Raw genomic sequence first — 22,881 nt, forward strand, 5'->3', positions numbered from 1 at the left:
TACGTCCATCTCCTTCCGCTCGTTCCTCGCAGTTCGTCGACGAACGGTGCTCATGTGATCTCTCCTTCGTCGGCCAGCTGGGAGTCGGCGGTCCGGGCTCCGGAGGCGACCGCCTCACGGGCGGCCTCGACGGTGTATCCGGCCATCATCAGGCCCAGCACATCGCGGTCCTCGTCCCCGGGCACGATCCCCAGGATCTTGCCGCGGTACATCACGGCGATGCGGTCCGCGAGCTGGGTGACCTCGTCCAGCTCGGTGGAGACGATCACCACGGGGGTGCCCTTGTCACGCTCATCGAGGATGCGGCGGTGGAGGAACTCGATCGATCCCACGTCGACGCCGCGGGTGGGCTGGGAGGCGATCAGCAGGGCGAGCTCGCGGTTGAGGGCCCGGGCCATGACGACCTTCTGCTGATTGCCCCGGACAGGGTGGAGACCGCGGCGGTCGAGGAGCCGGTGCGGATGTCGAACTCCGGGATCAGCTTCTGAGCGTTCTGTTTGATGACCTTGAGGGACATTGCCAGCGGGCTGCCGTACGGGGCGCGGTCGTGCTGATCGAGCACGAGGTTCTCAGCGACCGAGAAGTCGGCGACCAGGGCGTCGTGGGTGCGGTCCTCGGGGACGAAGCCGACCCCCGCGTCGAGCACCTGCTTGGTGCTGCGTCCCACCAGCTCGCGGCCTTCGAGGGTCGCGGAGCCGTGCACGGTCTCCTGCAGCCCCAGCAGCGCCTCGGTGACCTCCGTCTGTCCGTTCCCCTGGACGCCCGCGATCGCGAGCACCTCTCCGTGGCGTACGTCGAAGGAGACATCATCGAGGGTACGGATGCCGGCGACGTCGGTGACGCGCAGGTCAGTGACCCTGAGCGCGACCTCTCCCGGGCTCGCCTCGGCCTTGTCCTGTGCGAGGGAGACCTGGCGCCCCACCATGAGGGAGGCGAGCTCTGCCTGGTCCGCGGAGGGATCCGCCTCCCCACGACCTTGCCGCGGCGGATCACGGTGATGCGGTCGGAGACCGCCTTGACCTCGCGGAGCTTGTGGGTGATGAACACGATCGAGGTGCCCTCGTCGCGCAGCTGACGCATGATCTCCATCAGCTCGTCGGTCTCGTGAGGGGTGAGCACGGCGGTGGGCTCGTCCAGCACGAGGACCTCGGCGCGGCGGCTGAGGGCCTTGATGATCTCGACCCGCTGCTGTGCGCCGACGGGGAGGTCCTCCACCAGCGCATCCGGGTCCAGGTCGAAGCCGAAGCGGGCGGAGATCTCACGCACCAGCTTCCTGGCCGCGGCCAGGTCGAGCAGACCGCCCTTGGTCGGCTCGTGGCCCAGCACCATGTTCTCGGCGACGGTGAAGACGGGGACCAGCATGAAGTGCTGATGCACCATGCCGATCCCGGCGTCCATCGCCTCTCCGGGGTCCGCGAAGCTGACGGGCTCGCCGTCGATCACGATCTGACCGCCGTCGGGGCGATACAGCCCGTACAGCACGTTCATCAGGGTGGACTTGCCGGCCCCGTTCTCGCCCAGCAGGGAGTGGATCTCCCCGGGCTCGACGATGAGGTCGATGGCGTCATTGGCCACGAACGACCCGAAGGTCTTCGTGATCCCGCGCAGTTCGAGCTTCACAGCACTCGCTTCCGTCGGTGCCGGCCGAGATCGTCGACCGAGCGGTGTCGAGACATGGGACGCGGTCCCCGCCCTCGCGGACGGGGACCGCGCTCATGTCATCTGATCAGGCTCCTGCGGGAGAGCCCTTGGACTCGACGACCACGGTGCCGTCGATGATCTCCTGCGTGAGGGCGTCCAGCTCCTCGTCGAGCTCTGCGGGGACATCATCCTCGAAGTCGTGGTACGGGGCCAGGCCCACGCCACCGTTCTCGAGGGTGCCGACGTACGGGGTGCCGTCGAACTCTCCGCCGGCAGCACCGGTGATGACGTCCTCGACGCCCACGGTCATCTCCTTCATGACGGAGGTGAGGATGACCGACTGCGCATCGGCGTCGGCGGAGTTGGTCTCGTAACCGTCCGCGTCCACCCAGATCACCTTGCGGTCATCACCCTCCTTGGCGGAGGCGAGGGTGCCTGCACCGACGGGGCCGGCGACCGGCATGACGATGTCCGCGCCGGCGTTGTAGAACTCGTCGGAGACGGCCTTGCCCTTGGACTGGTCCTCGAAGGTGCCCACGATGGAGCCCTGCTGGGACTCCTTGTTCCAGCCGAGCACCTCGACCTCGGTGTCATGGGTGTCGTTGTAGTGCGCGACGCCGTCGGCGTAGCCGTCCATGAAGATGGTGACGGTGGGGATGTCCATGCCGCCGTAGGTGGCGACCTTCCCGGTCTCGGTCATCCCGGCGGCGAGGTAGCCGGCCAGGAACGCGGCCTGGGCGGTGTCGAACTCGAGCGGCTTGACGTTGTCGAGCTCGATCGGGTTGCCGTCGGCGTCCTGGGCGGCCGAGTCGACGATCGCGAAGTCGGTGCCCTCGTTGGCCTGCGCCGCGGCGCCGGTGGCCGGTGCCAGCAGGAAGCCGACGGTGATGATCAGGTCGCAGCCCTCGGTCACCATGTTGTTGATGTTCGGGGCGAAGTCCGAGTCGGAGGTGGACTCGGCGGTCTGCGTCTCGACGCCGAGGTTGTCCTTGGCCGACATCAGTCCGTTGTAGCTGGACTCGTTGAACGACTTGTCGTCCCAGCCGCCGGCGTCGGAGACCATGCAGGCCTTGTAGTCGCTCGAGCCGCCGCCGGCGTCGCTGCCACCGCCGCCTCCTGCGGTCTCCTCCGGCGCGGTGCCGCAGGCGGCGAGGGTCAGGGCGCCGGCGCCGACCAGGGCGAGCGCACGCGTGATGTTCTTCATGAAGGTTCCTTCGGTTCGGGTGCGGGGCCGGGTGCGCCCCGTGGGGTCCGTGGCGACAGCGTTGTCGCGGTGCGACTTGGACCATAGCCTCGTGGAACGCCGCCCGGGCGTTCCTGCGGTCCCGGTCCGTGAACCGTTATGAAATCGACGCGGATGTGACGTATGGGCGCAGAGGTGACATCAGGCCTCCCTCGCCCGACACCGGCGGCCCGCTCAGACCGGGAGCAGGTCCCGCTGCACGCAGGCGGCGGCGAGCACCGAGGCGCCGATGCCGATCGCGCGCTCGTCGATCATCAGGTCCCCCATGTGGAGGTCGTAGGTGCGCCCACCGGGCGTGCGGGTGCCGAGGCGCGCGAGTGCTCCGGGCACCTTCTCGAGGTACCAGGCGAAGTCCTCGCCGCCGAGGGACTGCGCGGTCGGGTCGAGGTTGTCGCGGCCGAGCACTCCGCGCACCGCGGCGGCGAGCACCTCGACGCTGTCGGCGCTGTTGGAGACCGGCGGCACGCCTCGGTCATGGGCGACCCGGGCTTCCACGCCCCAGGGGCGCACGAGGTCCGCGAGCACCGATTCCAGCAGCTCCTCGGCCTGGTCCCAGGCGTCATGGTCGAGGCAGCGCAGCGTCCCCTCGAGGGTGCCGCTGCTCGGAATCGCGTTGAAGGCCGAGCCGGCGTGGATGCTGCCCCAGGTGAGGTTCACCCCGGAGCGCGGATCCATGCGGCGCGTGAGCGCGGCTGGCAGCTGGGTGGCGATGGAGCTGAGCGCGTAGACCAGGTCCTGCGTGAGATGCGGGCGGGAGGTGTGGCCGCCGGCGCCGCGCACCTGGATCTTGACCGGGTCCGTGGCGGAGGTGATCGGGCCCGTCTTCAGCCCGACGTGCCCGACGTCGACACCGGGGTCGCAGTGCAGGGCGAGGATCGAGTCGACCCCGTCCAGCACGTTCTGCCCGATCAGCTCGAGCGCTCCGCAGGGATGCATCTCCTCTGCGGGCTGGAAGATCAGCCGTACCCCTCGATGCAGGCCCCCGGCGTCGGCGACACGGACCAGCGCTGTCGCCGCGCCGAGCACCGCGCTCATGTGGACGTCATGACCGCAGGCATGGGAGACGCCCTCGACGGTGGAACGGAAGGAGACGGGGCTGAGCTCTGGGATTCCGAGCGCGTCCATGTCGGCGCGCAGGGCCATCAGCCCGAGGCTCGGATCGTTGCCGGGGATGTCGCAGTACAGGCCGGTGTGCGCCATCCGCTGCGGGGTGAGCCCCAGCGTTCCGAGCCGTTCGGCGATGAAGTCGGTGGTGGCGTGCTCCTGGTGCGAGAGCTCGGGGTGCCGGTGGAGATGGCGCCTGACGTCCCTGAGGTCCGCGGATCTCTCCTCCACCGTCCTGGCGATCAGCCCCTCCGGGCCCAGCATCGACCGCTGCTGCGCGGTGCCCAGCAGCACCTGCTGTGTCTGCTCCACCTGTGCACTCCTGTGCTCCGTCGGAACGGCCGTCGGCGCGGTTCGCCGAGGCCGGGTGCCGTTCGCGGTGGCCGCTGCGGGCGGCCGACGTCAGCGCAGGTGTCCCAGTCCTCGCGCGTCGAGGCGGGCGACGAGCGCCGAGAGATCCTGCGCCTGCTCGTCGGCGAGCACCAGCAGCGCGTCCTCGGTGTCGACGATGCTGATGCCGTCCAGCCCGACCAGGGCGATGTGGCGATCCGTGGAACCGTACACCGTGGCCCGGGACGAGATGGCATCGACTCCGGCGCCGCCCAGCACCTGGACATCGGAGCCGTCGTCCGTCGTCCCGTGGCTGCTCGCGGCCCTCTTCTCCCGGAGCTGACGCGCGAGAGCGGCGAAGTCGCCGACGTCGTCCCAGTCGAAGTCGGTGGGGACGACGGCGACCTTCCCGAGCGCGGCGAGCGGTTCGGCCAGGGCGTGGTCGATCGCGATCGCTGTCAGCTGGGGCCAGATCCGTTCGAGCACCTCGTCATAGTCCTCGGTGCCGTGCGCGGCAGCGATCTCGCGCACGCCTCGGGCCAGCGGCGGGATCTGCGCCGCGAGCTCGTCGAGCAGGACCGATGCGCGCACCACGAACATGCCGGCGTTCCAGAGGAAGCGCCCGGTGGCCAGGAACTGCTCCGCACGGGCGAGCTCCGGCTTCTCGACGAACCGGACGACGGGCAGGGCGCCGGTCGCGTGCAGCGCCTCGTCGACGCCCTCCCCTCGCCGGCCCCGGGGGCGGACTGCTCGATGTACCCGAAGCCGGTGGCCGGGTACGTCGGAGTGATCCCGAGGGTCACCAGGTATCCGAGCTCCGCCGCCTCCCGCGCCATCGTCACGGCGCGGGCGAAGGACTCCACGTCGTCGATGAGGTGGTCGGCGGCGAAGGAGCCGATCACCGCATCGGGCAGTTCACGCTCGACCAGGGCCGCGGCCAGGGCGATGGCCGGCATCGAGTTGCGCGGCGAGGGCTCCGCGACCACCTGGCCGGCTCCCGGCGCATCGAGCTGCTCTTGCACAGCCGGTTCGTGATCGACGCCGGTGACCACGATCGGCGGGCGATCGGCGAGAGGCGCGAGCCGGTCGAGGGTGCGCTGCAGGAGGGATCGCCCCTCACCCCTCAGATCGAGCAGGAACTTCGGCCGCGCACGGCGTGAGAGCGGCCACAGTCGCGTGCCGGCACCGCCGGCAGGGACCACGGGGATGAAAGGGGCCTGGGGCATAGGCCCAGCGTATCCGCCTGAGCGCCGCCGCCGAGGTGAGTGCGCGGATGTCGCCGTGCACCGCGTCGGAGCGGGCTGCACCTGTCCTGCCCGGTGCTACGCTGGAGTGGCCCCTGTCGGGGGCGATGATGATGTCGCCGTGTCGTGAAGTGGCCCCTGTGGCGCCACACCGCGATGGTCGCCCGGAGCACTGCCCGGAACGGCCGCGCGCCGCACTCCGCGGCATCTCATCACCGTTCCCGGCTTCATCCCGACGCTTCTGGAGGATCTCCGTGGCTTCAGCCCAATCCGGGACGCTCTATCGCGGACGCGAGGGCATGTGGTCCTGGGTCGCCCACCGCATCTCAGGAATGCTCATCTTCCTGTTCCTGCTGGTGCACGTCCTGGACACTGCGCTCGTGCGCGTCTCCCCGAGGCGTACAACGAGGTGATCGGGCACTACAAGACCGTGGTGTTCGGCCTCGGCGAGGTCGGCCTCGTCGGCGCGATCCTCTTCCACGCCCTCAACGGCCTGCGCATCATCCTGGTGGACTTCTGGTCCCAGGGGACCAAGCGTCAGCGCGGCCTGTTCTGGGGCGTCGTGATCGTGTGGGCCGTCCTCATGGCCGGCTTCCTGCCCCGCCACCTCATGCACATGTTCGGAGCGTGACCATGAGTGCACAGACCGGAACTTCCATCCCCGATCCCACCACCCGCTACCGCCGCACCGGCCAGCGCGGGCTCAACTCCGAGATGCTCTCGTGGTTGTTCATGCGCGCCTCCGGTGTGCTGCTGGTGATCCTCGTCTTCGGCCACCTCTTCGTGAACCTCTGGCTCGGCCAGGGGGTCCAGGGCATCGACTTCGCCTTCGTCGGCGGCAAGTGGGCCTCGCCCTTCTGGCAGGTCTGGGACCTGCTGATGCTGTGGCTGGGCCTGCTGCACGGTGGCAACGGCGTGCGGACGATCATCAACGACTACGCCCGCAGCGACCGCCTCCGCATGGTCCTCAAGGGCCTGCTCTACTTCGCCGTGATCGTCACGATCGTCCTGGGCACCCTGGTGATCTTCACCTTCGATCCGTGCCCGGTCGGCGCTGAGCCGAGCCTGCTGCCCTCCTTCTGCGAGGGCTGACGCCTCTGGGCGGTCGGTGCTCCCACCGGCCGCCCTCCCTCTTCCCGGTCGACCTGAAACGGAGCAGTCACCAGACATGCAGACCCATAACTACGACGTGGTGATCGTCGGCGCCGGCGGCGCCGGCATGCGCGCCGCCCTGGAGTCCTCCAAGGACGCCCGCACCGCAGTCGTCACCAAGCTCTACCCCACGCGCTCCCACACCGGCGCGGCGCAGGGCGGCATGTGCGCCGCCCTGGCCAACGTCGAGGAGGACAACTGGGAGTGGCACACCTACGACACCGTCAAGGGCGGTGACTACCTGGTGGATCAGGACGCCGCCGAGGTGATGGCCAAGGAGGCCATCGACGCGGTGCTCGATCTGGAGAAGATGGGCCTGCCCTTCAACCGCACGCCCGAGGGCAAGATCGACCAGCGTCGGTTCGGCGGCCACACCCGTGACCACGGCGAGGCCCCTGTGCGCCGCGCCTGCTACGCCGCGGACCGCACCGGCCACATGATCCTCCAGACCCTCTACCAGAACTGTGTCAAGCAGCAGGTGGAGTTCTTCAACGAGTACTACGTGCTCGACGTCCTGATGACCGGCGATCCCCGCACCGATGAGGGCATCCGCGCCTCCGGCGTGGTGACCTACGAGCTCGCCACCGGAGAGATCCACATCTTCCGCGCGAAGTCCGTGATCTTCGCCAGCGGCGGCTTCGGCAAGATCTTCAAGACCACCTCGAACGCCCACACCCTCACCGGTGACGGCCCCGCGATGGCCTTCCGTCGCGGCATCCCGCTCGAGGACATGGAGTTCTTCCAGTTCCACCCGACGGGCCTCGCCGGCCTCGGCATCCTGCTCTCGGAGGCAGCTCGCGGTGAGGGCGGCATCCTGCGCAACAGCGAGATGGAGCGCTTCATGGAGCGCTACGCCCCCACGCTGAAGGACCTCGCCCCGCGCGACGTGGTGGCGCGGGCGATGGCCAACGAGGTGCGGGAGGGACGCGGCGCCGGCCCGAACAAGGACTACGTCTACCTCGACCTGACCCACCTCGAGCCCGCGCACATCGATGCGAAGCTCCCGGACATCACCGAGTTCGCCCGCACCTACCTGGGCGTCGAGCCCTACACGGAGCCGGTCCCGGTCTTCCCGACCGCGCACTACGGCATGGGAGGTATCCCCACCAACATCCGCGGTGAGGTGCTCGCGAACGCGACCGATGTGATCCCCGGCCTGTACGCCGCAGGTGAGACCGCCTGCGTCTCGGTGCACGGAGGCAACCGCCTGGGCACCAACTCACTGCTGGACATCAACGTCTTCGGTCGCCGCGCCGGCATCGCCGCCGCGGAGCACGCCGCGACGGTCGATATGCCCGAGCTGCCCGAGGGCCTCGAGCAGCCCACCGTGGAGCTGCTCGAGCGGCTGCGCGACCGTCCCGCCACCGAGGACCGCATCGCCGATATCCGCAGCGCGCTGCAGGAGACGATGGACGCGAACGTCCAGGTGTTCCGCACCGATGAGACCTGCCGCAAGGCTCTGGCCGACATCAAGGAGCTCAAGAAGCGTTACGAGACCGTCGCGATCCAGGACAAGGGCCGGCGCTACAACCTGGACCTCATGGAAGCGGTCGAGCTCGGGTTCCTGCTGGATCTCGCGGAGATCGTCGCCCTCGGCGCGCTCAACCGCAAGGAGTCGCGCGGCGGCCACTTCCGCGAGGACTACGAGGCACGCGATGACGTCAACTACCTCAAGCACACCATGGCCTACCGCACCCTCCCGGGTGAGGAGGGTGTCGAGGGCACCTCGATCCGTCTGGGCACCAAGCCCGTCGTGATCACCCGTTATGAGCCGAAGGAGCGTACGTTCTGATGACTGCCGTCGCTGAGAAGCCCCAGGCCGAGACCGGTGCGGAAGAGATCCCCTCGTTCGAGGTGACGCTGCGCATCGCGCGCTTCAACCCCGAGGACGACAAGGGCACCCACTGGGAGGACTTCACCGTCACGATGCACGGCACCGACCGTGTGCTGGATGCCATGCACGAGATCAAGTGGCACATCGACGGTTCGCTCACCTTCCGCCGCTCCTGTGCGCACGGCATCTGCGGTTCGGACGCCATGCGGATCAACGGCCGCAACCGTCTGGCCTGCAAGACGCTGCTGAAGGATCTCGACATCAACAAGCCGATCACCGTCGAGCCCATCAAGGGCCTGCCGGTCGAGAAGGACCTGATCGTCGACATGGAGCCGTTCTTCGACTCCTACAAGGAGGTCATGCCGTTCTTGATCGCCAAGGGTCAGGAGCCCAGCCGCGAGCGGCTGCAGTCGGCGGAGGAGCGCGAGCGCTTCGATGACACCACCAAGTGCATCCTCTGCGCCGCCTGCACCTCGTCCTGCCCGGTGTTCTGGACCGACGGTCAGTACTTCGGCCCGGCAGCGATCGTCAACGCGCACCGCTTCATCTTCGACTCCCGTGATGACGCCGGCGAGCAGCGCCTGGAGATCCTGAACTCCAAGGAGGGCGTGTGGCGCTGCCGCACCACCTTCAACTGCACCGAGGCGTGCCCCCGCGGCATCCAGGTGACCAAGGCGATCGCCGAGGTCAAGCAGGCAGTGATCTCCGGCCGCGTCTGAGCCGCGTCGCCGGTCCGGGTCTGTCAGGCCCCGCCGCAACGCACTGAGGACCGATGTTCATCGCGAACATCGGTCCTCAGTGCGTTGCGACCGCCCGCGGGCGGTCAGGAGTAGCTGACCACCAGCGGCGCATGGTCGGACCAGCGCGTGTCGTAGCTCGGCGCCCGATCCACCTGCGCGGAGGTGGCCTTGGCGGCGAGCTCCTCGGTGGCGAGCTGATAGTCGATGCGCCAGCCCGCGTCGTTGTCGAAGGCCTTCCCACGCTGCGACCACCAGGTGTACGGGCCGGGACCGTCGCCGTGGAGGGCGCGGTGGACGTCGATGAAGCCCGCATCGGTGGTGAGACGGTCGAGGTAGGCGCGCTCCTCGGGCAGGAAGCCGGCGGACTTCAGGTTGCCCTTCCAGTTCTTGATGTCCCATTCGGTGTGGGCGATGTTGATGTCGCCGGTGAGCACCACGTGGCGCCCGTCGGCGCGCAGCGCCTCCAGGCGCAGCATCATCGCGTCGAGGAAGGCGTACTTGTCGACCATCGTCTGCGGCTTCTCGGTGTTGCCCGAGTGCATGTAGCAGGAGATGACGGTCAGCGCCGTGCCGTCTCCGAGGGGGTCATCGAGATCCGCCTCGAGCCAGCGACCGGTGTGGGAGTCCGCGTCGAGACCGGGCAAGCCGCGGCGCACCCCTCCAGGTCGATGCGCTCGAGCGAGGTGCGGGCCGCGATCGCGACGCCCGCGCGGCCCTTCAGCTGGGAGACCTCGCCCACGATGGTCCACCCCCCCCCCACGAGACCGGCCAGCAGCTCCTCGGGGGCGCGCACCTCCTGCAGGGTGATGACATCCGCGGCCGTGGAGGCGAGCCAGTCGCCCATCCCCTTCCGGGCGGCGGCGCGCAGGCCGTTGACGTTGACGGTGGCGATGGTGAAGGTCACTCGGACTCCTGGATCCCGGCGGCGCGCTCGGCCGCCTCGACGACGTTCTTCAGCAGCAGCGCGCGGGTCATCGGCCCGACGCCGCCGGGGTTGGGGCTCAGCCAGCCGGCGACCTCGGCCGCAGCGGGGTCGACGTCCCCGACGAGCTTCGCCCTGCCGCCGTCCGGGTCCTCCTGGCGGGAGACGCCGACGTCGAGCACGATCGCGCCGGGCTTGACGTCCTCGGCGCGCACCAGGTGCTTGGCACCGGCGGCGGCGACGATCACGTCGGCGCGACGCAGATGCGCGGGCAGATCCGCGGTGCCGGTATGGCAGAGGGTGACTGTCGCGTTGTACTCGCGCCGGGTCAGCAGCGCGCCGATGGAGCGGCCGACGGTGACCCCGCGCCCGACCACGACAACGTCCTTGCCGCGGAAGTCCTGTCCGTGTCGCTCGACCAGCTCGATCACCGCGCGCGGGGTGCAGGGCAGCGGGGTGTCGATCTGCGTGTAGGCGTTGAGCACGAGGCGGCCGAGGTTGGTCGGATGCAGCCCGTCAGCGTCCTTGGCCGGGTCGATCCGCTCGAGGATCGCGTCGGTGTCGATCTGCTTCGGCAACGGGAGCTGCACGATGTAGCCGGTGCAGGCGGGATCGGCGTTGAGCTCGTCGACGACGGCCTCGACGTCAGCCTGGCTGGCGTCGGCCGGGAGGTGGCGCTGGATCGAGTTCAGCCCGATCTGCTCGCTGTCGCGGTGCTTGCCGCGCACATAGGCGGCGCTGCCGGGATCCTCCCCCACCAGGACCGTCGCGAGGCCAGGGCGCTGATGTCCGCCCTCGACCAGGCGCGCCACACGGTCGCTGAGCTCCTCCTTGATCGCCTTCGCAGTGGCCTTGCCGTCGAGGATCTGGGCCGTCATGGCGCTCCTTGATGTCGCTGGGGTGGAGGGTGGGTGGTGCCCGCCGGGGGACGTGCGTGGGGCCCGGCGCTGTGTGCCGGGCCCCACGATGTCGCTCAGTACTGCTGGAGATCGGTGTACAGCGGCTTCGAGGCCGCGAGGGCCTCGGTGCGCTTGCGCAGGTCTGCGAGGTCGGCGCCGCCGGTCAGTGCGAGAGCGATGATATCGGCGACTTCGGTGAACTCCTCGGCGCCGAAACCGCGGGTGGCCAGCGCCGGGGTGCCGATGCGCAGCCCGGAGGTGACCCGCGGCGGGCGCGGATCGTTGGGGACGGCGTTGCGGTTGACGGTGATGCCGGCCTCGTGGAGGCGGTCCTCGGCCTGCTGGCCATCGAGCTCGCTGTCCACGAGGTCCACCAGCACCAGGTGCACGTCGGTGCCGCCGGAGATCAGCTTCACACCCGCCGCCTTGGCGTCCTCGGCCTGCAGCCGCTCGGCGAGAAGCTTCGCGCCCTCGAGGGTGCGGGCCTGACGGTCCTTGAAGTCCTCGGTGGCGGCGACCTTGAGGGCCACTGCCTTCGCCGCGATCACGTGCATCAGCGGGCCGCCCTGCTGACCGGGGAACACCGCGGAGTCGATCTTCTTGGCCCACTTCTCCTTGCACAGGATCATGCCGGAGCGGGGGCCGCCGATGGTCTTGTGGATGGTGGTCGAGACCACGTCCGCGTAGGGGACGGGGCTGGGGTGCAGGCCCGCGGCGACCAGCCCGGCGAAGTGAGCCATGTCCACCCAGAGGATCGCGCCGACCTCGTCAGCGATCTCGCGGAACGCCGCGAAGTCGAGCTGCCGGGTGTACGCGGACCAGCCGGCGACGATCACCTTGGGCTGCTCCGCGACGGCCAGCTCGCGCACCTTGTCCATGTCGATCTGGCCGGTGTCGGCCTCGGTCTCATAGGCGACGATCTCGTAGAGACGGCCGGAGAAGTTGATCTTCATCCCGTGGGTGAGGTGGCCGCCGTGTGCGAGCGAGAGGCCCATCAGCTTGTCGCCGGGACGGGCCAGTGCATGCATCACGGCCGCGTTCGCGGAGGCACCGGAGTGCGGCTGGACGTTCGCGTGCTCGGCGCCGAACAGCTCCTTCGCGCGGTCGATCGCAATCTGCTCGGCGACGTCGACCTCTTCGCAACCGCCGTAGTAGCGGCGACCCGGGTACCCCTCGGCGTACTTGTTGGTGAGCACCGATCCCTGGGCCTGGAGCACGGCCCGGGGGACGAAGTTCTCGCTGGCGATCATCTCGAGCGTGCGCTGCTGGCGGGACAGCTCGCGGTCGAGCACCTGGGCGATGTCCGGGTCGAGCTCGGCGATGGACTGGTCGAGGACGTTCACGGGGCCTCCTGCAGGGACGGGGCGGATCGGCGATGGACGCCGTCGGGCCATCTTAGGACGGTGGGCGCTCTGCCCGCTGTCGGGGTCAGAGTTCGATGCCGAGTCGGACGGGCTCGGGGACCAGGTGCACGCCGAAGGTCTCCTGGACCCGTCCCTGGACGTCGCGGGCGAGGGCCGCGAGGTCCTCGCTGCCGGCTCCGCCGCGGTTGGTCAGCGCCAGCGAGTGCTTGGTCGAGACCGATGCCCGCGCACCCAGCGCGTGGCCGCGCTCGATGCCCGCCTGGCTGATCAGCCAGGCAGCGCTCGTCTTGACCCGTCCGCCGCCCGCATCGAAGCGCGGGGCAGCCGCCGGCAGGCGGTCGGCGGCGTCCGCCTCGAGGATCGGATTGGTGAAGAAGGAGCCTGCGCTCCAGGTGTCGTGGTCGAGCGGGTCGAGGACCATGCCCTTGGCCGCACGGATCCGCAGCACGGTCTCGCGCACCTGGTCCATCGGTGCCCTCTGCCCCACTTCCACGCCGAGCGCCTCGGCGAGCTGGGCGTAGCGGATCGGCGCCGAGCGCGAGCCGATGGTGTGCTGGAAGGTCACCGAGAGCACCACGTAGCGGCCGGTGGCGGAGGCCACAGGCCCCGCATACCGAGTGCGCTTGAAGATGCTGTCGCGGTAGGAGAAGTCACAGTCCGCGGCGAAGAAGGTGCGCACGGCGTTCTTCTCCCGGTCCCAGGTGCGCACCCGGGAGATGGTCGCAGAGACCTCCTGGCCGTAGGCGCCCACGTTCTGGATCGGGGTCGCGCCGACGGTGCCGGGGATCCCTGAGAGCGCCTCGATCCCGACCATCTCCCGAGCGATCGCATAGCGCACCGCCCGGTCCCAGTTCACGCCCGCGAAGTACTCCACGATGGCGCCGCCGCAGGTGGGGTCCAGGGGTGTGAGCTCGGCCGGATCCACCGGGATGCCGTCGGGCTCTCCTGAAGCACCGACCTCGCAGGTCGCGTCCAGCAGCGGCGGGTCCTCGGGATCGCGCAGCAGCACAACGGTGCCCTCGAACGGCTCATCGGAGGCGACCAGGTTCGAGCCGCCGCCGAGCACGAGCAGCTGCTCCCCGCCGCGTCGGCCGCCGCCACCGCCTCGATGGCCTCCTCGGCGGTGCGGGCCTCGACGAGCTTCCCGATCTCCCCGCCGATGCGGAGCGTGGTCAGGTCGGAGAGCCTCATGCCGTGCCCTGTCCGTCCCGTCCTGCACCGACGGGCAGGGCAAGGGTGGCGCGGGCACGGCCGAGCACCTTGGTGCCGTCGACCTCGGCGGTCAGGTCCACCCGGGCGGTGCCCTTCTCCTCGTCGAGCGCACCGACGACGGCGACCACCTCGAGGATCGCGGAGCCGGTGGCCGGCACCGGGATCGGCTGGGTGAACCGGGTCGAGTACGCGCGTACAGCGGTGGGATCCGCGATCGCGTCGAGCAGGCCGGTGATCGCGGTGCCCATGGTGAGCATGCCGTGGGCGATCACCCCGGGCAGTCCGGCTTCGGTGGCGACGGTGTCGTTGTAGTGGATGGGGTTGAAATCACCGGAGGCGCCGGCGTAGCGCACGAGGGTGTCGCGGGTGATCTCGTGGCGGGTGCGGGCGAGCTCCTGGCCGACGGCGAGGTCGGTGAGGTCCACGGGGGCGGGTGAGGCGGTGGTCATATCTGCTCCTGGGTTCCGGGGAGTCGGGCGGACGGGGCGGGGTCAGTCGCCGCGGACGACCAGCATGCTGCGCACGCTGGCGACGTCGGCGCCGGACTCCTCGGTCAGGTCCACGCGCGTGGAGACCATCGCATGGCCGCCGGCCGCTCGGACCGATTCCACGGTGAGGGTCGGGATGAGCCGGTCCCCCGCGACGACGGGACGGTGCAGGGTGAAGGTCTCCTCGCCGTGAACCACGCGGCGGAAGTCGATCCCGGCCGCCGGATCCTCGATGTACTGCGCCTCGGTGGCTTGCGCGAGGGAGACCAGGAAGGTCGGCGGGGCCACCACATCGGCGTGCCCCGGCGCTGCGCGCGGCCTCGGGATCGGTGTGGAGCGGGGAGGAGGCGCCGGTGGCACGGGCGAACTCGATGATCTTCGCGGCGGAGACCGTGTGCACGGGGCCTGCCGGGTAGCTGCGCCCGGCGAAGGCGGGGTCGGGTGTGGTGGTCATGACGTCTCCCGAGGTCGGGTCGGCTGGGCCGACGGATGCGGACTCCCCGATCATCTCACCGCTGAGCCCCGGGGACCGATCTGGCATACGGCCGGGCCGAGGCGCCGGCGCCCTGTTCCGGGACAGGGAATGACGAAGGCCACCCGGTCAGATGCCGGGTGGCCTTCGTGGAAGTGCGGTGGCCCGCTCAGCGGGTCTCGCGGTGAGCCGTCTGCTTGCCGCAGGTCGGGCAGAACTTCGAGAGCTCCAGCCGATCCGGGGTGTTGCGACGGTTCTTCTTGGTGATGTAGTTGCGCGCCTTGCAGTCAACACAAGCCATGGTGATCTTGGGACGCACGTCAGAGCTCTTGCTCGCCACGGTTCGCCTCTTTCGTCCGGGTGGCGCGCTCCGCAGCGCGCCTCGTGGGTCCCCGTGCTCGGGGGATGTGGATACTCCACTCCGGTGGTGACCGGCGTGGTACCGAGGGCGGGGATCGAACCCGCGACCTCACGATTATGAGTCGTGCGCTCTAACCGTCTGAGCTACCCCGGCTTGACCGATGAAGCGGCCCGATCTCGAATGAGACCGGGCCGCCGCATCCAATCAGAGCCCTGAAAGGGAATCGAACCCTTGACCTTCTCCTTACCATGGAGACGCTCTGCCGACTGAGCTATCAGGGCAACCCGGTGAACCTTACCCGTCTCCTTGCCCGGAGGCAATTCGGGGGCGGGCCCCGGTGCTTCGGGTCACATGGACCCTCCGCAGTGGCAGATGAGGGATTCGAACCCACGAAGGCAATGCCAGCTGATTTACAGTCAGCTCCCTTTGGCCACTCGGGTAATCTGCCATGACTGCTCCCGTTGCCCACCCGACCGAGATCGTGTGGCCGCCGGAAGCGGACCTGAAACAGCATACCGGGACCGCGCCGTCGGCGCGAACCGAGAAGCGGTCCGAAGTGCATGAAGAGCGTCACAGCCCGTCCCGGGCTCGTGGACAGTGAGGCGGCAGCCCCGCGGGGCGGCCGCGCGAAGGAAGGACCCACCGTGGCAGATTCATCGTTCGACGTCGTCAGCAAGCTCGATCGCCAGGAGATCGACAACGCGGTCAACCAGGCCGTCAAGGAGGTCGGGCAGCGATACGACTTCCGGGGCACGGGAGCATCGATCACCCTCAGCGGTGACGAGATCGTGATGGTCGCGAATGCGGAGGAGCGCGTGCTCGCGGTGCTCGATGTGCTGCAGTCCAAGCTCATCCGCCGCGGCATCTCCCTGAAGTCCCTGGACGTCGGGGAGCCGAAGCAGTCCGGCAAGGACATGCGGCTGGCAGCATCGCTCAAGGAGGGCATCGCCACCGAGGACGCCAAGAAGATCTCCAAGCTGATCCGCGACGAGGGCCCCAAGGGCGTCAAGGCGCGGATCGAGGGCGACGAGCTTCGGGTCTCCTCCAAGAGCCGTGACGACCTCCAGTCCGTCATCACCCTGCTGAAGGGGAAGGATCTGGACGTGGCGCTCCAGTTCGTCAACTACCGCTGAGCCGCTCCGGGCGGGGGCCCAGGCCCTCCCTCGCCCGCCGGCGATCCGGCATCCAGGCATGCGAGAAGGCCCCGCACCCCTCATCGGGTGCGGGGCCTTCTCCCACGACGAACCGGGCGATCAGCCCTGGTTCGAGGTCGAGTCCTGCTCCTCAGCATGCTGAGTCAGCTCGGTGCTCTTGGTCTGCAGACCATTGACCAGCTCAGCCACCGCGCCGCCGAAGAAGCTGTTCCAGTCCTCACGGAACGCGTCGTAGTCCGGACCGATCCACTCGACCGAGTTCACCGCATTGTTGGCGGTGATCATCAGCTCGAGAATCTGCTGACCGGCCTCGTTCACGCCCTGCGCGACTTCCCGACCCTCTTCCGGATTCATACCCTTGAAAGCCATGACCTACCCCTTTCGCCCTGTCTCAGAGCTGTAAAACCAACGAAGAAAAGAAACTGCAGAAGCGGGACTCAGGACGACGCGTCGCGCTGCTGCGCAGCGTTCCGGGTCCCACGCTCCGAGAAGTCACCGCACTGCGAAGCGACCTGCTGCGCAAGCTGACCCAGCGCATCGGTGAACTCGCTGACGAAACGGTCCCGGTCCTCACCGGTCCAGTCGAACTCCGCCACGCGCGAGGCGATCTGCTGGAAAACCTGCTGTGCATCCTCGCCGGCAGTCTGGACCTGCTGGGCCATCTGCTCGACAGACTCCGGGGTCATGCCCTTCTTCATGGTGTCCTCCATGTCGTAGTGAAAATCAAGGTCCCACCCACCGGAGAAGACCTCCACGGCCGCTGACCGCTTCCTCGACCCTGTCCCCAGGTGATGACACAACCCTAGGACGCCCACCACCACTTGGCGATGGGGACAACTCCCCATGCCCCTCCCCATCCGTGAAACTCGCCATCCTCCCTGGTCAGCGTCAGCTTCTTCAGCTCCCCCACGTTCTCAGGGCTGTGGATGACCGCGCTGGGCGAGGGTGGTGCGGACCCCACGAGAGGAACCTGGCGCCACATCACCGGGCATGCAAGAAGCCCCGCACCCATCCCGGGTACGGGGCCTTCCACACATAGGTACCCGAGCGCTCAGCCCAGGCTCGCGGTCAGGTCAGCGTCAGGCTCACCGAGTCCTGGATGGCGCGCACAGTCTCGATCTCATCCTCCGCGCTCTCGGCCCCGCAGCTGCCGACGATCTCCAGCACGTCCTTCGCGACGCCTCCACGATCGATCACCGCGTACCGGGCGGCCTGGACCACGGTGGGCCGGCCCGGCTGGGTGTATCCGTACTCGCTGGCGATCCAGGTCATCCCCTCCACCTCGATCTCGCCCGTTCCGAGCTCTTCAAGCTCGGGCAGCGCGGCCTTGCGCTGTTCGAGACCAGCCTGAGCGGCTTCAAGAGTGAAATCGGAGCCGAATCTCTGCACGGTCACCACGACGTTCGCTCGGAAGCGGCCCTCCACCCTGGGCTGCGCGACGGCGACCTGGACCCCGGGACCGTCAAGGTTTCCCAGTCCTCCGGCACCTCGATGCTGATCTGCGGTGGCCCCGGGAAATCGGCGCTCGGGTACTCGATCCTCTTAGCCATGGAATTGCTCCGTTCCTCCCACCACTGACGGCGCTAAACATACCAGTCGGCAACGAGGCCCGAACGGTTCCCCGTCCGGGCCTCGTGCACGGGCGCGAGAGCGAGAGCGTCTCCGTCAGTTCGAGGAGGCCGCGTCCTGCTCCGCGGCGTTCCGCTCGGCCGATTCCCCCAGCTCGTTGACGGAATTCATGATCTGCTGCAGCGCCGGGATCATCTCCCCGGACCACTGCCCGCGGAAGCGATCGGCGTCCGGGCCGGTCCAGTCCACACCCTCGAGACCGCGGGTCAGCTCCTGCTCGATCCGCGTGATCTCCTCCGCCGCGTCCCGGAGCTGGCCAGACATCCGCCGGACCTCTTCGACGTTCATACCCTTCGTGGCGTTCACGGTTCGGGTTCCCCTTCCTGGTGTCTCGCGCCCGCGCCCTGGTCAGTGCACCGGCCTGCTGTCGTGGTCGACAGGGATCACTGTAGAGCGATCGGCGGGCACGGGCCATGGGGAGGAGTCCCCATGGGGATGGCCTGCCGGGAACGCCACCGGATGGCGTGGCTGACCGGGTCGTGCCTGCTGTCCCCGGACGGCCGCGCGCGACCGCTCACCCGGTGGTGACCTGTGCGACCTGCAGTTTCATCGCCCGTCCGCCGTAGACCAGGAAGCCGCGGCCGGCCGGGAAGTCCGCCCGACGGATCCTCCCCAATCCGGTGCCGAGCAGTGAGTCGCCGTCCATGTCGCTGGGCTGGAGGAGCAGACCACGCCGTCCGGCCTTGAAGGGCTGGGCGAGCACGTATGCCTGCGACCAGGAGGCGGATTCGTTCTCGCCCACCACGAACTGGCCCTCCCGGGTGCTGGCCCGGATCAGCTTGTCCAGGTCGTTCTCAACGCCGCTGCCGGTGAAGTCGGCGACCCCGTCGATGAACAGCGCGAGCTTGCCCTCGCCGACGCTGCCGGACTCGATGGTCTGGCGCAGCTGGGTGGCCAGCTCCCTGACGGTGTCCGGGTCCGATGCCTCGACATCCCAGATCGGCAGCCCGGTCAGCGGGGTCCGACGAGACGAGAAGCGGACCAGCCTCATCGGCTCGTCCATGGCCTTCAGACCGGTGGCGATCGTCAGCATCGCGGTGGTGCGACCAGAGCCCATCGGCCCGGTGACCATGAAGGCGCCTCGCGGCTCATAGGTGATCTCCGCCAGGGTCTCGTCGGCCAGGCCCAGCACCGGCATCCCGCCGGCCGCCGGCCGCAGCGAAGAGAACTCCACCCGCTCCGGCAGGCGCTTGATCTCCGGGGCCTCAGGCACCCCCGCGCGCCGCATCGCCTCGGCGAGCTTGGTGACCTCACGGGACTGGAGAGCGACGTTGGCGTCCCCTCCGTGCACCGCGACCTGGACCTCGTGGCCATCCTGGATGGCGCGCCCGGGAGGAGAGCTGCCGTCCAGCACGTCCTTCGGCTCGCCGAAGGCCGCGTAATCGTCGCTGCTGGCCATGCGGTGGATGAGCCGACGCTGGATCGAGGAACCCAGGGAGGTGGGAATCGCGTTGGGCCGGTCACCGGTGACGATGACATGCACGCCGACCTGGCGCCCGTCCGTGGCGATCTGGACGAACGCGGTGAACCACTTGGTGAGGTTCGAGTAGTCGTAGGCCTCGCGGAAGGCGGCCATCCCATCGACCAGGAGCAGGATGCGCGGGGTGTCGGGCTTGCCGGCGAGCTCGCGGTACTCCGCGACGGATCCGGCACGCACCTTGGCGAAGACCTTGGCCCGTTCGTCGATCAGCTCCCGCAGGGTGCGCAGGAGGCGGATCACCCGCTCCTCGTCGTCGCCGGGGACGATCGAGCCCACGTGCGGCAGCTCCTCCAGCATCGTCAGGCCCGAGGCGCCGAAGTCGAGCCCGTAGACGTGCACCGGGCCGCCGCGCACGGTCGAGGCGGCCGAGATCGCGAAGGTCCGCAGGGTGGTGGACTTGCCGGATCCGCCGGTGCCGTAGATGGCCATGTTGCCGTCGCGGTCCGGGTAGTAGGAGATGGTCGGCTGGGCCTGGTCCTCGGGGACGTCCATGACGCCCAGCAGCAGGTCCTCATCGGTGCGGCGGCTGGGCAGACGGGAGAGGTCGTAGGCGTCGGCCAGCTCGGAGAGCCACGGCTTGCGGGGAGCCGGCACCCCGGCGTCCTCCGCTGCCGCCTTGACCGTCGCGACCACGCGGGAGATGTCGTTAGGGCCGGGGTCCTTGACCTCCTTGGTGGGCGGGGAGGGGATGTCCCACTGCTCACCGGTGCCGAAGTCCTTCTCCACGATGTCGATCCGCGCCCGCTCGGGCTCATCCGTGGTCCAGCCGCCCGCGTACCCGGTCTGGAAGGTGGCGACGCGGCCGGGGCCGGTCTTGGCCGCTCCTCTTCCGGGGATCCCCGGGTCGAAGTGCGCTGCCATCTTGTCGCCCAGGATGTCCTTGGAGTCGGCCTCGTCGGCCATGCGCAGGGCGATGCGCAGGTTTGTGTTGGCGCGCAGGTTGTCCTTGATGACACCGGCCGGGCGCTGCGTCGCGAGGATCAGGTGCAGTCCCAGCGAGCGGCCCCGGGCGGCGACGTCCACGACACCGTCGACGAATTCGGGGATCTCCTTGGCCAGGGCCGCGAACTCGTCCACGATGATGATCAAGCTGGGCGGCGCCTCGGGGTCACCCGTGCGCTCGAGCGAGATCAGGTCCTTCGCCTTCTTGCGGTTCAGCAGGTGCTCCCGGTAGTGGAGCTCGGCGCGCAGCGAGGTCAGGGCGCGCCGCACGAGGTGCTGGGAGAGGTCGGTGACCAGGCCCACGGTGTGCGGCAGTTCCACCGCGTCGGCGAATGCCGCGCCGCCCTTGTAGTCCACGAACAGGAACGTCACCCGGTCGGGGCTGTGGGCGGTGGCCATGCCCAGCACCCAGGCCTGGAGGAACTCCGACTTGCCGGCGCCGGTGGTGCCGCCCACGAGGGCGTGTGGGCCGTTGGTCCGCAGGTCCAGGTGGTAGGCGTCCTGGCCGTTGTGGCCGATCAGCCCACGCAGGTTGGCGTCGTGCTTGCGGCGCTGCGGCTCGGAGCCGTCGCGCGGGGTGAGGGAGTTGTTCTCCTTCCAGCGCTCGATGATGTAGTTGGGGTCCTCGGCCATCTGCATGCCACCGAGCTTGAGATAGGAGATCGCCCGGGGAAGATCGGAGTCGTCGTCGATGGGGACCCCGGCGTCGACCACCGGGGAGAGGTGACGGGCCACGCCGGAGGCCACCTCGACCGAAACGGTCTCGACGGTGACGGGATAGAACCGCTCCCCCACCCGTACATGCCCCGCGCTCGCACCCTCCACCGACTCCTCGACGGAGACGTAGGTGCGGCAGGCCGCGGGCAGTGCGGCGATGTTGGAGGCGCACCAGATCACATGCACGCCGACGTCCGGGCCGCGCTCGGCGATGCGCACCAGACGGGCCCGGTCCACGGGTGCGTCGTCCTCGATGATGACCACGAGGTTCGGGGTCACCGGCTCGGGCGGGATCGGGGTCTCCTGGGTGACGTCGACGGTCATCGGGGTGCGCAGCGCGGGCGGGGCGTCCCCGGCGCGCTGCTCGATGAGCTCCTCGATCCTCGCCATCAGGGCGTTGCCGCGCCCCGGGGTGTCGGCCAGGTGGTCGCCGGGCAGCGGCGAATGCGGGCTCGAGGTGTGCGGGAGCCACTTCAGCCACTCCCACATCTCGCGGCTGGAGCGGGAGGTGATCGCGGCGATCGCGACCTCGGCCGGCGAGTGCAGGGAGAAGATCTGGGTGACGATGCCGCGGGCGACCCCGTCGGCCTCCCCGCCGCCGCCGGCGATCCCGAGGTTCCCGGCGTAGCGGAGCTCAGCGACCACCGGCACCCCGGCGATCAGCTTGTACTCCTCGTTCATGTCGTCGAGCATGTCGTAGTACTTGGGGATCGCGTCGTTCTCCCCGGCATCTCGATGCCCACCCGGGATTCGGCGATGCCCAGGCCCAGCCGGACGGTGCCGAAGGCATTGTGCTCGGGCCGGTGGGTCCACAGCAGACGGCCCAGGCGGAAGGCGGCATCCACGGTGTCCGCCGCCGAAGGAGCCTCCACCAGGCGCACCGCCCGCTCGAGGTCCTGGGCAGCGGTGACCCGGCGCTTGAGGGAGGCCAGCCCCTCCTCGAAGTTCTTGATCTGGCGCTCGAGCACCTTCTTCTGCTGGAACTTTCGGTTCAGGTAACCGGCCGTGGCCATCATCGGCATCATGAACACGAACATGAGCGAGAACGGGCTGCGGGTCATCGAGAACATGAAGCCGCCCATGAGGATGGGGGCGAACATCATGAAGATCGGGAAGAACTGGGGCTGCGGCTCCTTCGGCGGGGTGGGCGCCTTGAGCGGCCGGTAGGGGAAGCGGGGCACCACCCGGGGAGAGCGGTTGAACTCCACCACCGGAGAGCTCGGGGCGGTCCCGCCGAGCCTGTGCAGCGCGATCACGGAGAACGTGGTCTGCCCGATGAGCACGGTGTCCGAGGGTCCGATCACCGCGCGCTGGACCTGCTCGCCGCCGATGACGACGCCGTTGGCGGACTGCAGGTCGACGATCTCGATCGAATCGCCGACGTTGATGCGGGCGTGCCGCTTGGAGAGCATCGGGTCGGCGATGCGGATGTCGAGGTCTCCCTCGCGCCCGATCACGCTCGAGCCCGTGGGCAGCGGGAACTCGCGCCCCGCCTCGGGACCGGTCAGGACACGCATCAGGGCGACCGCCGCGCCGCGCGACTCGGAGCGAGTGGCGTACTCGGTGGAGGAGCGGGCTATCGAGACCACGCTGCCGGAGCGCAGACCGGCCTGGATCAGGTCGATCTCGCGATCCAGGGAGCGCACGCCCTTCGCCCCGGCGCCCGCGCCGGGATCCTGGACCTGCAGCGTCAGCCCCTCCGGCACCTCCGCGTCACCGCGCAGGGGATCGGCGGAGTACAGGGCGCCGGCGACGTCGGCGACCGTCGCCGTAGCGTCGGCCGTGACCTCGATATCGGTCAGCCGGTCCTCGGGCCTGCGCAGCGTGAGCTTGATGCGCATCGGTGTTCCTCCCCCTCAGCGGACCCTTCGGCCGCCTGCCGCAGCGCCCCTCGGGGCAGCCCGCTCTTCAGTTGCTGTACGTGCTGTCTCCGCCCGGTGTGCCGGGTGCAGT

At 69.2% G+C, this 22,881-nt stretch carries 15 protein-coding genes, 3 tRNA genes and 7 pseudogenes; 5 read left to right on the forward strand and 20 right to left on the reverse strand.

What is annotated here, in order from left to right; genetic code table 11:
- Window positions 1-50: 50 nt before the first annotated feature.
- The 5 genes and pseudogenes from H3H54_RS12510 to H3H54_RS12530 all read right to left on the reverse strand — a co-directional run.
- Window positions 51-1,620: pseudogene (locus H3H54_RS12510) on the reverse strand (ABC transporter ATP-binding protein).
- A gap of 106 nt (window positions 1,621-1,726) precedes the next feature.
- The gene (locus tag H3H54_RS12515; RefSeq protein ID WP_262424135.1) at window positions 1,727-2,845 is read right to left on the reverse strand and encodes a BMP family protein; all 1,119 of its coding nucleotides are present in this window, start codon (window positions 2,843-2,845) and stop codon (window positions 1,727-1,729) included.
- 213 nt (window positions 2,846-3,058) lie between these two features.
- A complete protein-coding gene (locus H3H54_RS12520; RefSeq protein WP_262424136.1) occupies window positions 3,059-4,300 on the reverse strand; it encodes a M20 family metallopeptidase in 1,242 nt (413 codons plus the stop codon).
- Between the two features lie 90 nt (window positions 4,301-4,390).
- The gene (locus H3H54_RS12525; RefSeq protein WP_316249217.1) at window positions 4,391-5,128 is read right to left on the reverse strand and encodes a sugar phosphate nucleotidyltransferase; all 738 of its coding nucleotides are present in this window, start codon (window positions 5,126-5,128) and stop codon (window positions 4,391-4,393) included.
- Window positions 5,122-5,544: pseudogene (locus tag H3H54_RS12530) on the reverse strand (sugar phosphate nucleotidyltransferase); the annotation flags it as partial. The pseudogene H3H54_RS12530 and the gene H3H54_RS12525, both read right to left, overlap by 7 nt.
- Window positions 5,545-5,816: 272 nt before the next feature.
- On the opposite strand from H3H54_RS12530, the pseudogene sdhC reads away from it, so the two are divergent.
- The 4 genes and pseudogenes from sdhC (at window position 5,817) to H3H54_RS12550 (ending at window position 9,267) form a co-directional block, all read left to right on the forward strand.
- A pseudogene (gene sdhC, locus H3H54_RS12535) lies at window positions 5,817-6,193 on the forward strand (succinate dehydrogenase, cytochrome b556 subunit).
- Between the two features lie 2 nt (window positions 6,194-6,195).
- Window positions 6,196-6,654, forward strand: a complete 459-nt coding sequence (gene sdhD, locus H3H54_RS12540) for a succinate dehydrogenase, hydrophobic membrane anchor protein (RefSeq protein WP_262424137.1) — start codon at window positions 6,196-6,198, stop codon at window positions 6,652-6,654.
- A gap of 76 nt (window positions 6,655-6,730) precedes the next feature.
- On the forward strand, window positions 6,731-8,506 hold the full coding sequence (gene sdhA, locus H3H54_RS12545) for a succinate dehydrogenase flavoprotein subunit (protein ID WP_262424138.1): 1,776 nt from the start codon (window positions 6,731-6,733) through the stop codon (window positions 8,504-8,506).
- Window positions 8,506-9,267, forward strand: coding sequence for a succinate dehydrogenase iron-sulfur subunit (locus H3H54_RS12550; protein WP_262424139.1), 762 nt, complete (start codon window positions 8,506-8,508; stop codon window positions 9,265-9,267). Before sdhA ends, H3H54_RS12550 begins: the two co-directional genes overlap by 1 nt.
- Before the next feature lie 104 nt (window positions 9,268-9,371).
- Here H3H54_RS12550 and H3H54_RS12555 read toward each other — a convergent pair.
- The 10 genes and pseudogenes from H3H54_RS12555 to H3H54_RS12600 form a co-directional block, all read right to left on the reverse strand.
- Window positions 9,372-10,192 (reverse strand): annotated as a pseudogene (locus tag H3H54_RS12555) (exodeoxyribonuclease III).
- Window positions 10,189-11,088, reverse strand: a complete 900-nt coding sequence (locus H3H54_RS12560; protein WP_262424140.1) for a bifunctional methylenetetrahydrofolate dehydrogenase/methenyltetrahydrofolate cyclohydrolase — start codon at window positions 11,086-11,088, stop codon at window positions 10,189-10,191. The pseudogene H3H54_RS12555 and the gene H3H54_RS12560 overlap by 4 nt, the downstream one beginning before the upstream one ends.
- A 95-nt stretch (window positions 11,089-11,183) precedes the next feature.
- Window positions 11,184-12,452, reverse strand: a complete 1,269-nt coding sequence (glyA, locus tag H3H54_RS12565) for a serine hydroxymethyltransferase (protein WP_316249024.1) — start codon at window positions 12,450-12,452, stop codon at window positions 11,184-11,186.
- An 85-nt stretch (window positions 12,453-12,537) separates the two neighbouring features.
- Window positions 12,538-13,664 (reverse strand): annotated as a pseudogene (locus tag H3H54_RS12570) (UDP-N-acetylmuramate dehydrogenase).
- Entirely contained in the window at window positions 13,661-14,134 is a 474-nt protein-coding gene (locus H3H54_RS12575; RefSeq protein ID WP_262424142.1) for a MaoC/PaaZ C-terminal domain-containing protein, read from the reverse strand. Before H3H54_RS12575 ends, H3H54_RS12570 begins: the two are co-directional and overlap by 4 nt.
- 42 nt (window positions 14,135-14,176) lie before the next feature.
- Window positions 14,177-14,627: pseudogene (locus H3H54_RS12580) on the reverse strand (MaoC family dehydratase N-terminal domain-containing protein).
- Window positions 14,628-14,814: 187 nt separating this feature from the next.
- Window positions 14,815-14,985, reverse strand: coding sequence for a 50S ribosomal protein L33 (rpmG, locus tag H3H54_RS12585; RefSeq protein WP_029360274.1), 171 nt, complete (start codon window positions 14,983-14,985; stop codon window positions 14,815-14,817).
- A 97-nt stretch (window positions 14,986-15,082) separates the two neighbouring features.
- Window positions 15,083-15,159: transfer RNA gene (locus H3H54_RS12590), tRNA-Met, on the reverse strand.
- A 55-nt stretch (window positions 15,160-15,214) separates the two neighbouring features.
- Window positions 15,215-15,287 (reverse strand) — tRNA-Thr (locus H3H54_RS12595).
- Between the two features lie 85 nt (window positions 15,288-15,372).
- A tRNA-Tyr gene (locus H3H54_RS12600) sits at window positions 15,373-15,454 on the reverse strand.
- A gap of 196 nt (window positions 15,455-15,650) precedes the next feature.
- On the opposite strand from H3H54_RS12600, the gene H3H54_RS12605 reads away from it, so the two are divergent.
- Entirely contained in the window at window positions 15,651-16,139 is a 489-nt protein-coding gene (locus H3H54_RS12605) for a YajQ family cyclic di-GMP-binding protein (RefSeq protein WP_262424143.1), read from the forward strand.
- Between the two features lie 120 nt (window positions 16,140-16,259).
- Here H3H54_RS12605 and H3H54_RS12610 read toward each other — a convergent pair whose 3' ends face one another.
- The 5 genes and pseudogenes from H3H54_RS12610 to H3H54_RS12630 form a co-directional block, all read right to left on the reverse strand.
- A complete protein-coding gene (locus H3H54_RS12610; protein WP_262424144.1) occupies window positions 16,260-16,529 on the reverse strand; it encodes a WXG100 family type VII secretion target in 270 nt (89 codons plus the stop codon).
- 68 nt (window positions 16,530-16,597) lie between these two features.
- Entirely contained in the window at window positions 16,598-16,915 is a 318-nt protein-coding gene (locus H3H54_RS12615) for a hypothetical protein (RefSeq protein ID WP_262424145.1), read from the reverse strand.
- Window positions 16,916-17,228: 313 nt separating this feature from the next.
- The gene (locus H3H54_RS12620) at window positions 17,229-17,555 is read right to left on the reverse strand and encodes a hypothetical protein (protein WP_262424146.1); all 327 of its coding nucleotides are present in this window, start codon (window positions 17,553-17,555) and stop codon (window positions 17,229-17,231) included.
- Between the two features lie 270 nt (window positions 17,556-17,825).
- Complete coding sequence (locus H3H54_RS12625) at window positions 17,826-18,053, reverse strand: hypothetical protein (RefSeq protein WP_395962744.1); 228 nt, start codon at window positions 18,051-18,053, stop codon at window positions 17,826-17,828.
- A gap of 250 nt (window positions 18,054-18,303) precedes the next feature.
- Window positions 18,304-22,769: pseudogene (locus tag H3H54_RS12630) on the reverse strand (FtsK/SpoIIIE domain-containing protein).
- Window positions 22,770-22,881: the final 112 nt, after the last annotated feature.

The organism is Brachybacterium sp. Z12 (genome assembly GCF_014400405.1).
Taxonomy (GTDB): Bacteria; Actinomycetota; Actinomycetes; order Actinomycetales; family Dermabacteraceae; genus Brachybacterium.

Coding starts and splice junctions, on each gene's coding strand:
- H3H54_RS12625 (WP_395962744.1), bottom strand. CDS start 18,053: ATGTCTGGCCAGCTCCGGGACGCGGCGGAGGAGATCACGCGGATCGAG.
- H3H54_RS12610 (WP_262424144.1), bottom strand. CDS start 16,529: ATGGCTTTCAAGGGTATGAATCCGGAAGAGGGTCGGGAAGTCGCGCAG.
- H3H54_RS12560 (WP_262424140.1), bottom strand. CDS start 11,088: ATGACGGCCCAGATCCTCGACGGCAAGGCCACTGCGAAGGCGATCAAG.
- sdhA (WP_262424138.1), top strand. CDS start 6,731: ATGCAGACCCATAACTACGACGTGGTGATCGTCGGCGCCGGCGGCGCC.
- H3H54_RS12575 (WP_262424142.1), bottom strand. CDS start 14,134: ATGACCACCGCCTCACCCGCCCCCGTGGACCTCACCGACCTCGCCGTC.
- H3H54_RS12550 (WP_262424139.1), top strand. CDS start 8,506: ATGACTGCCGTCGCTGAGAAGCCCCAGGCCGAGACCGGTGCGGAAGAG.
- H3H54_RS12515 (WP_262424135.1), bottom strand. CDS start 2,845: ATGAAGAACATCACGCGTGCGCTCGCCCTGGTCGGCGCCGGCGCCCTG.
- sdhD (WP_262424137.1), top strand. CDS start 6,196: ATGAGTGCACAGACCGGAACTTCCATCCCCGATCCCACCACCCGCTAC.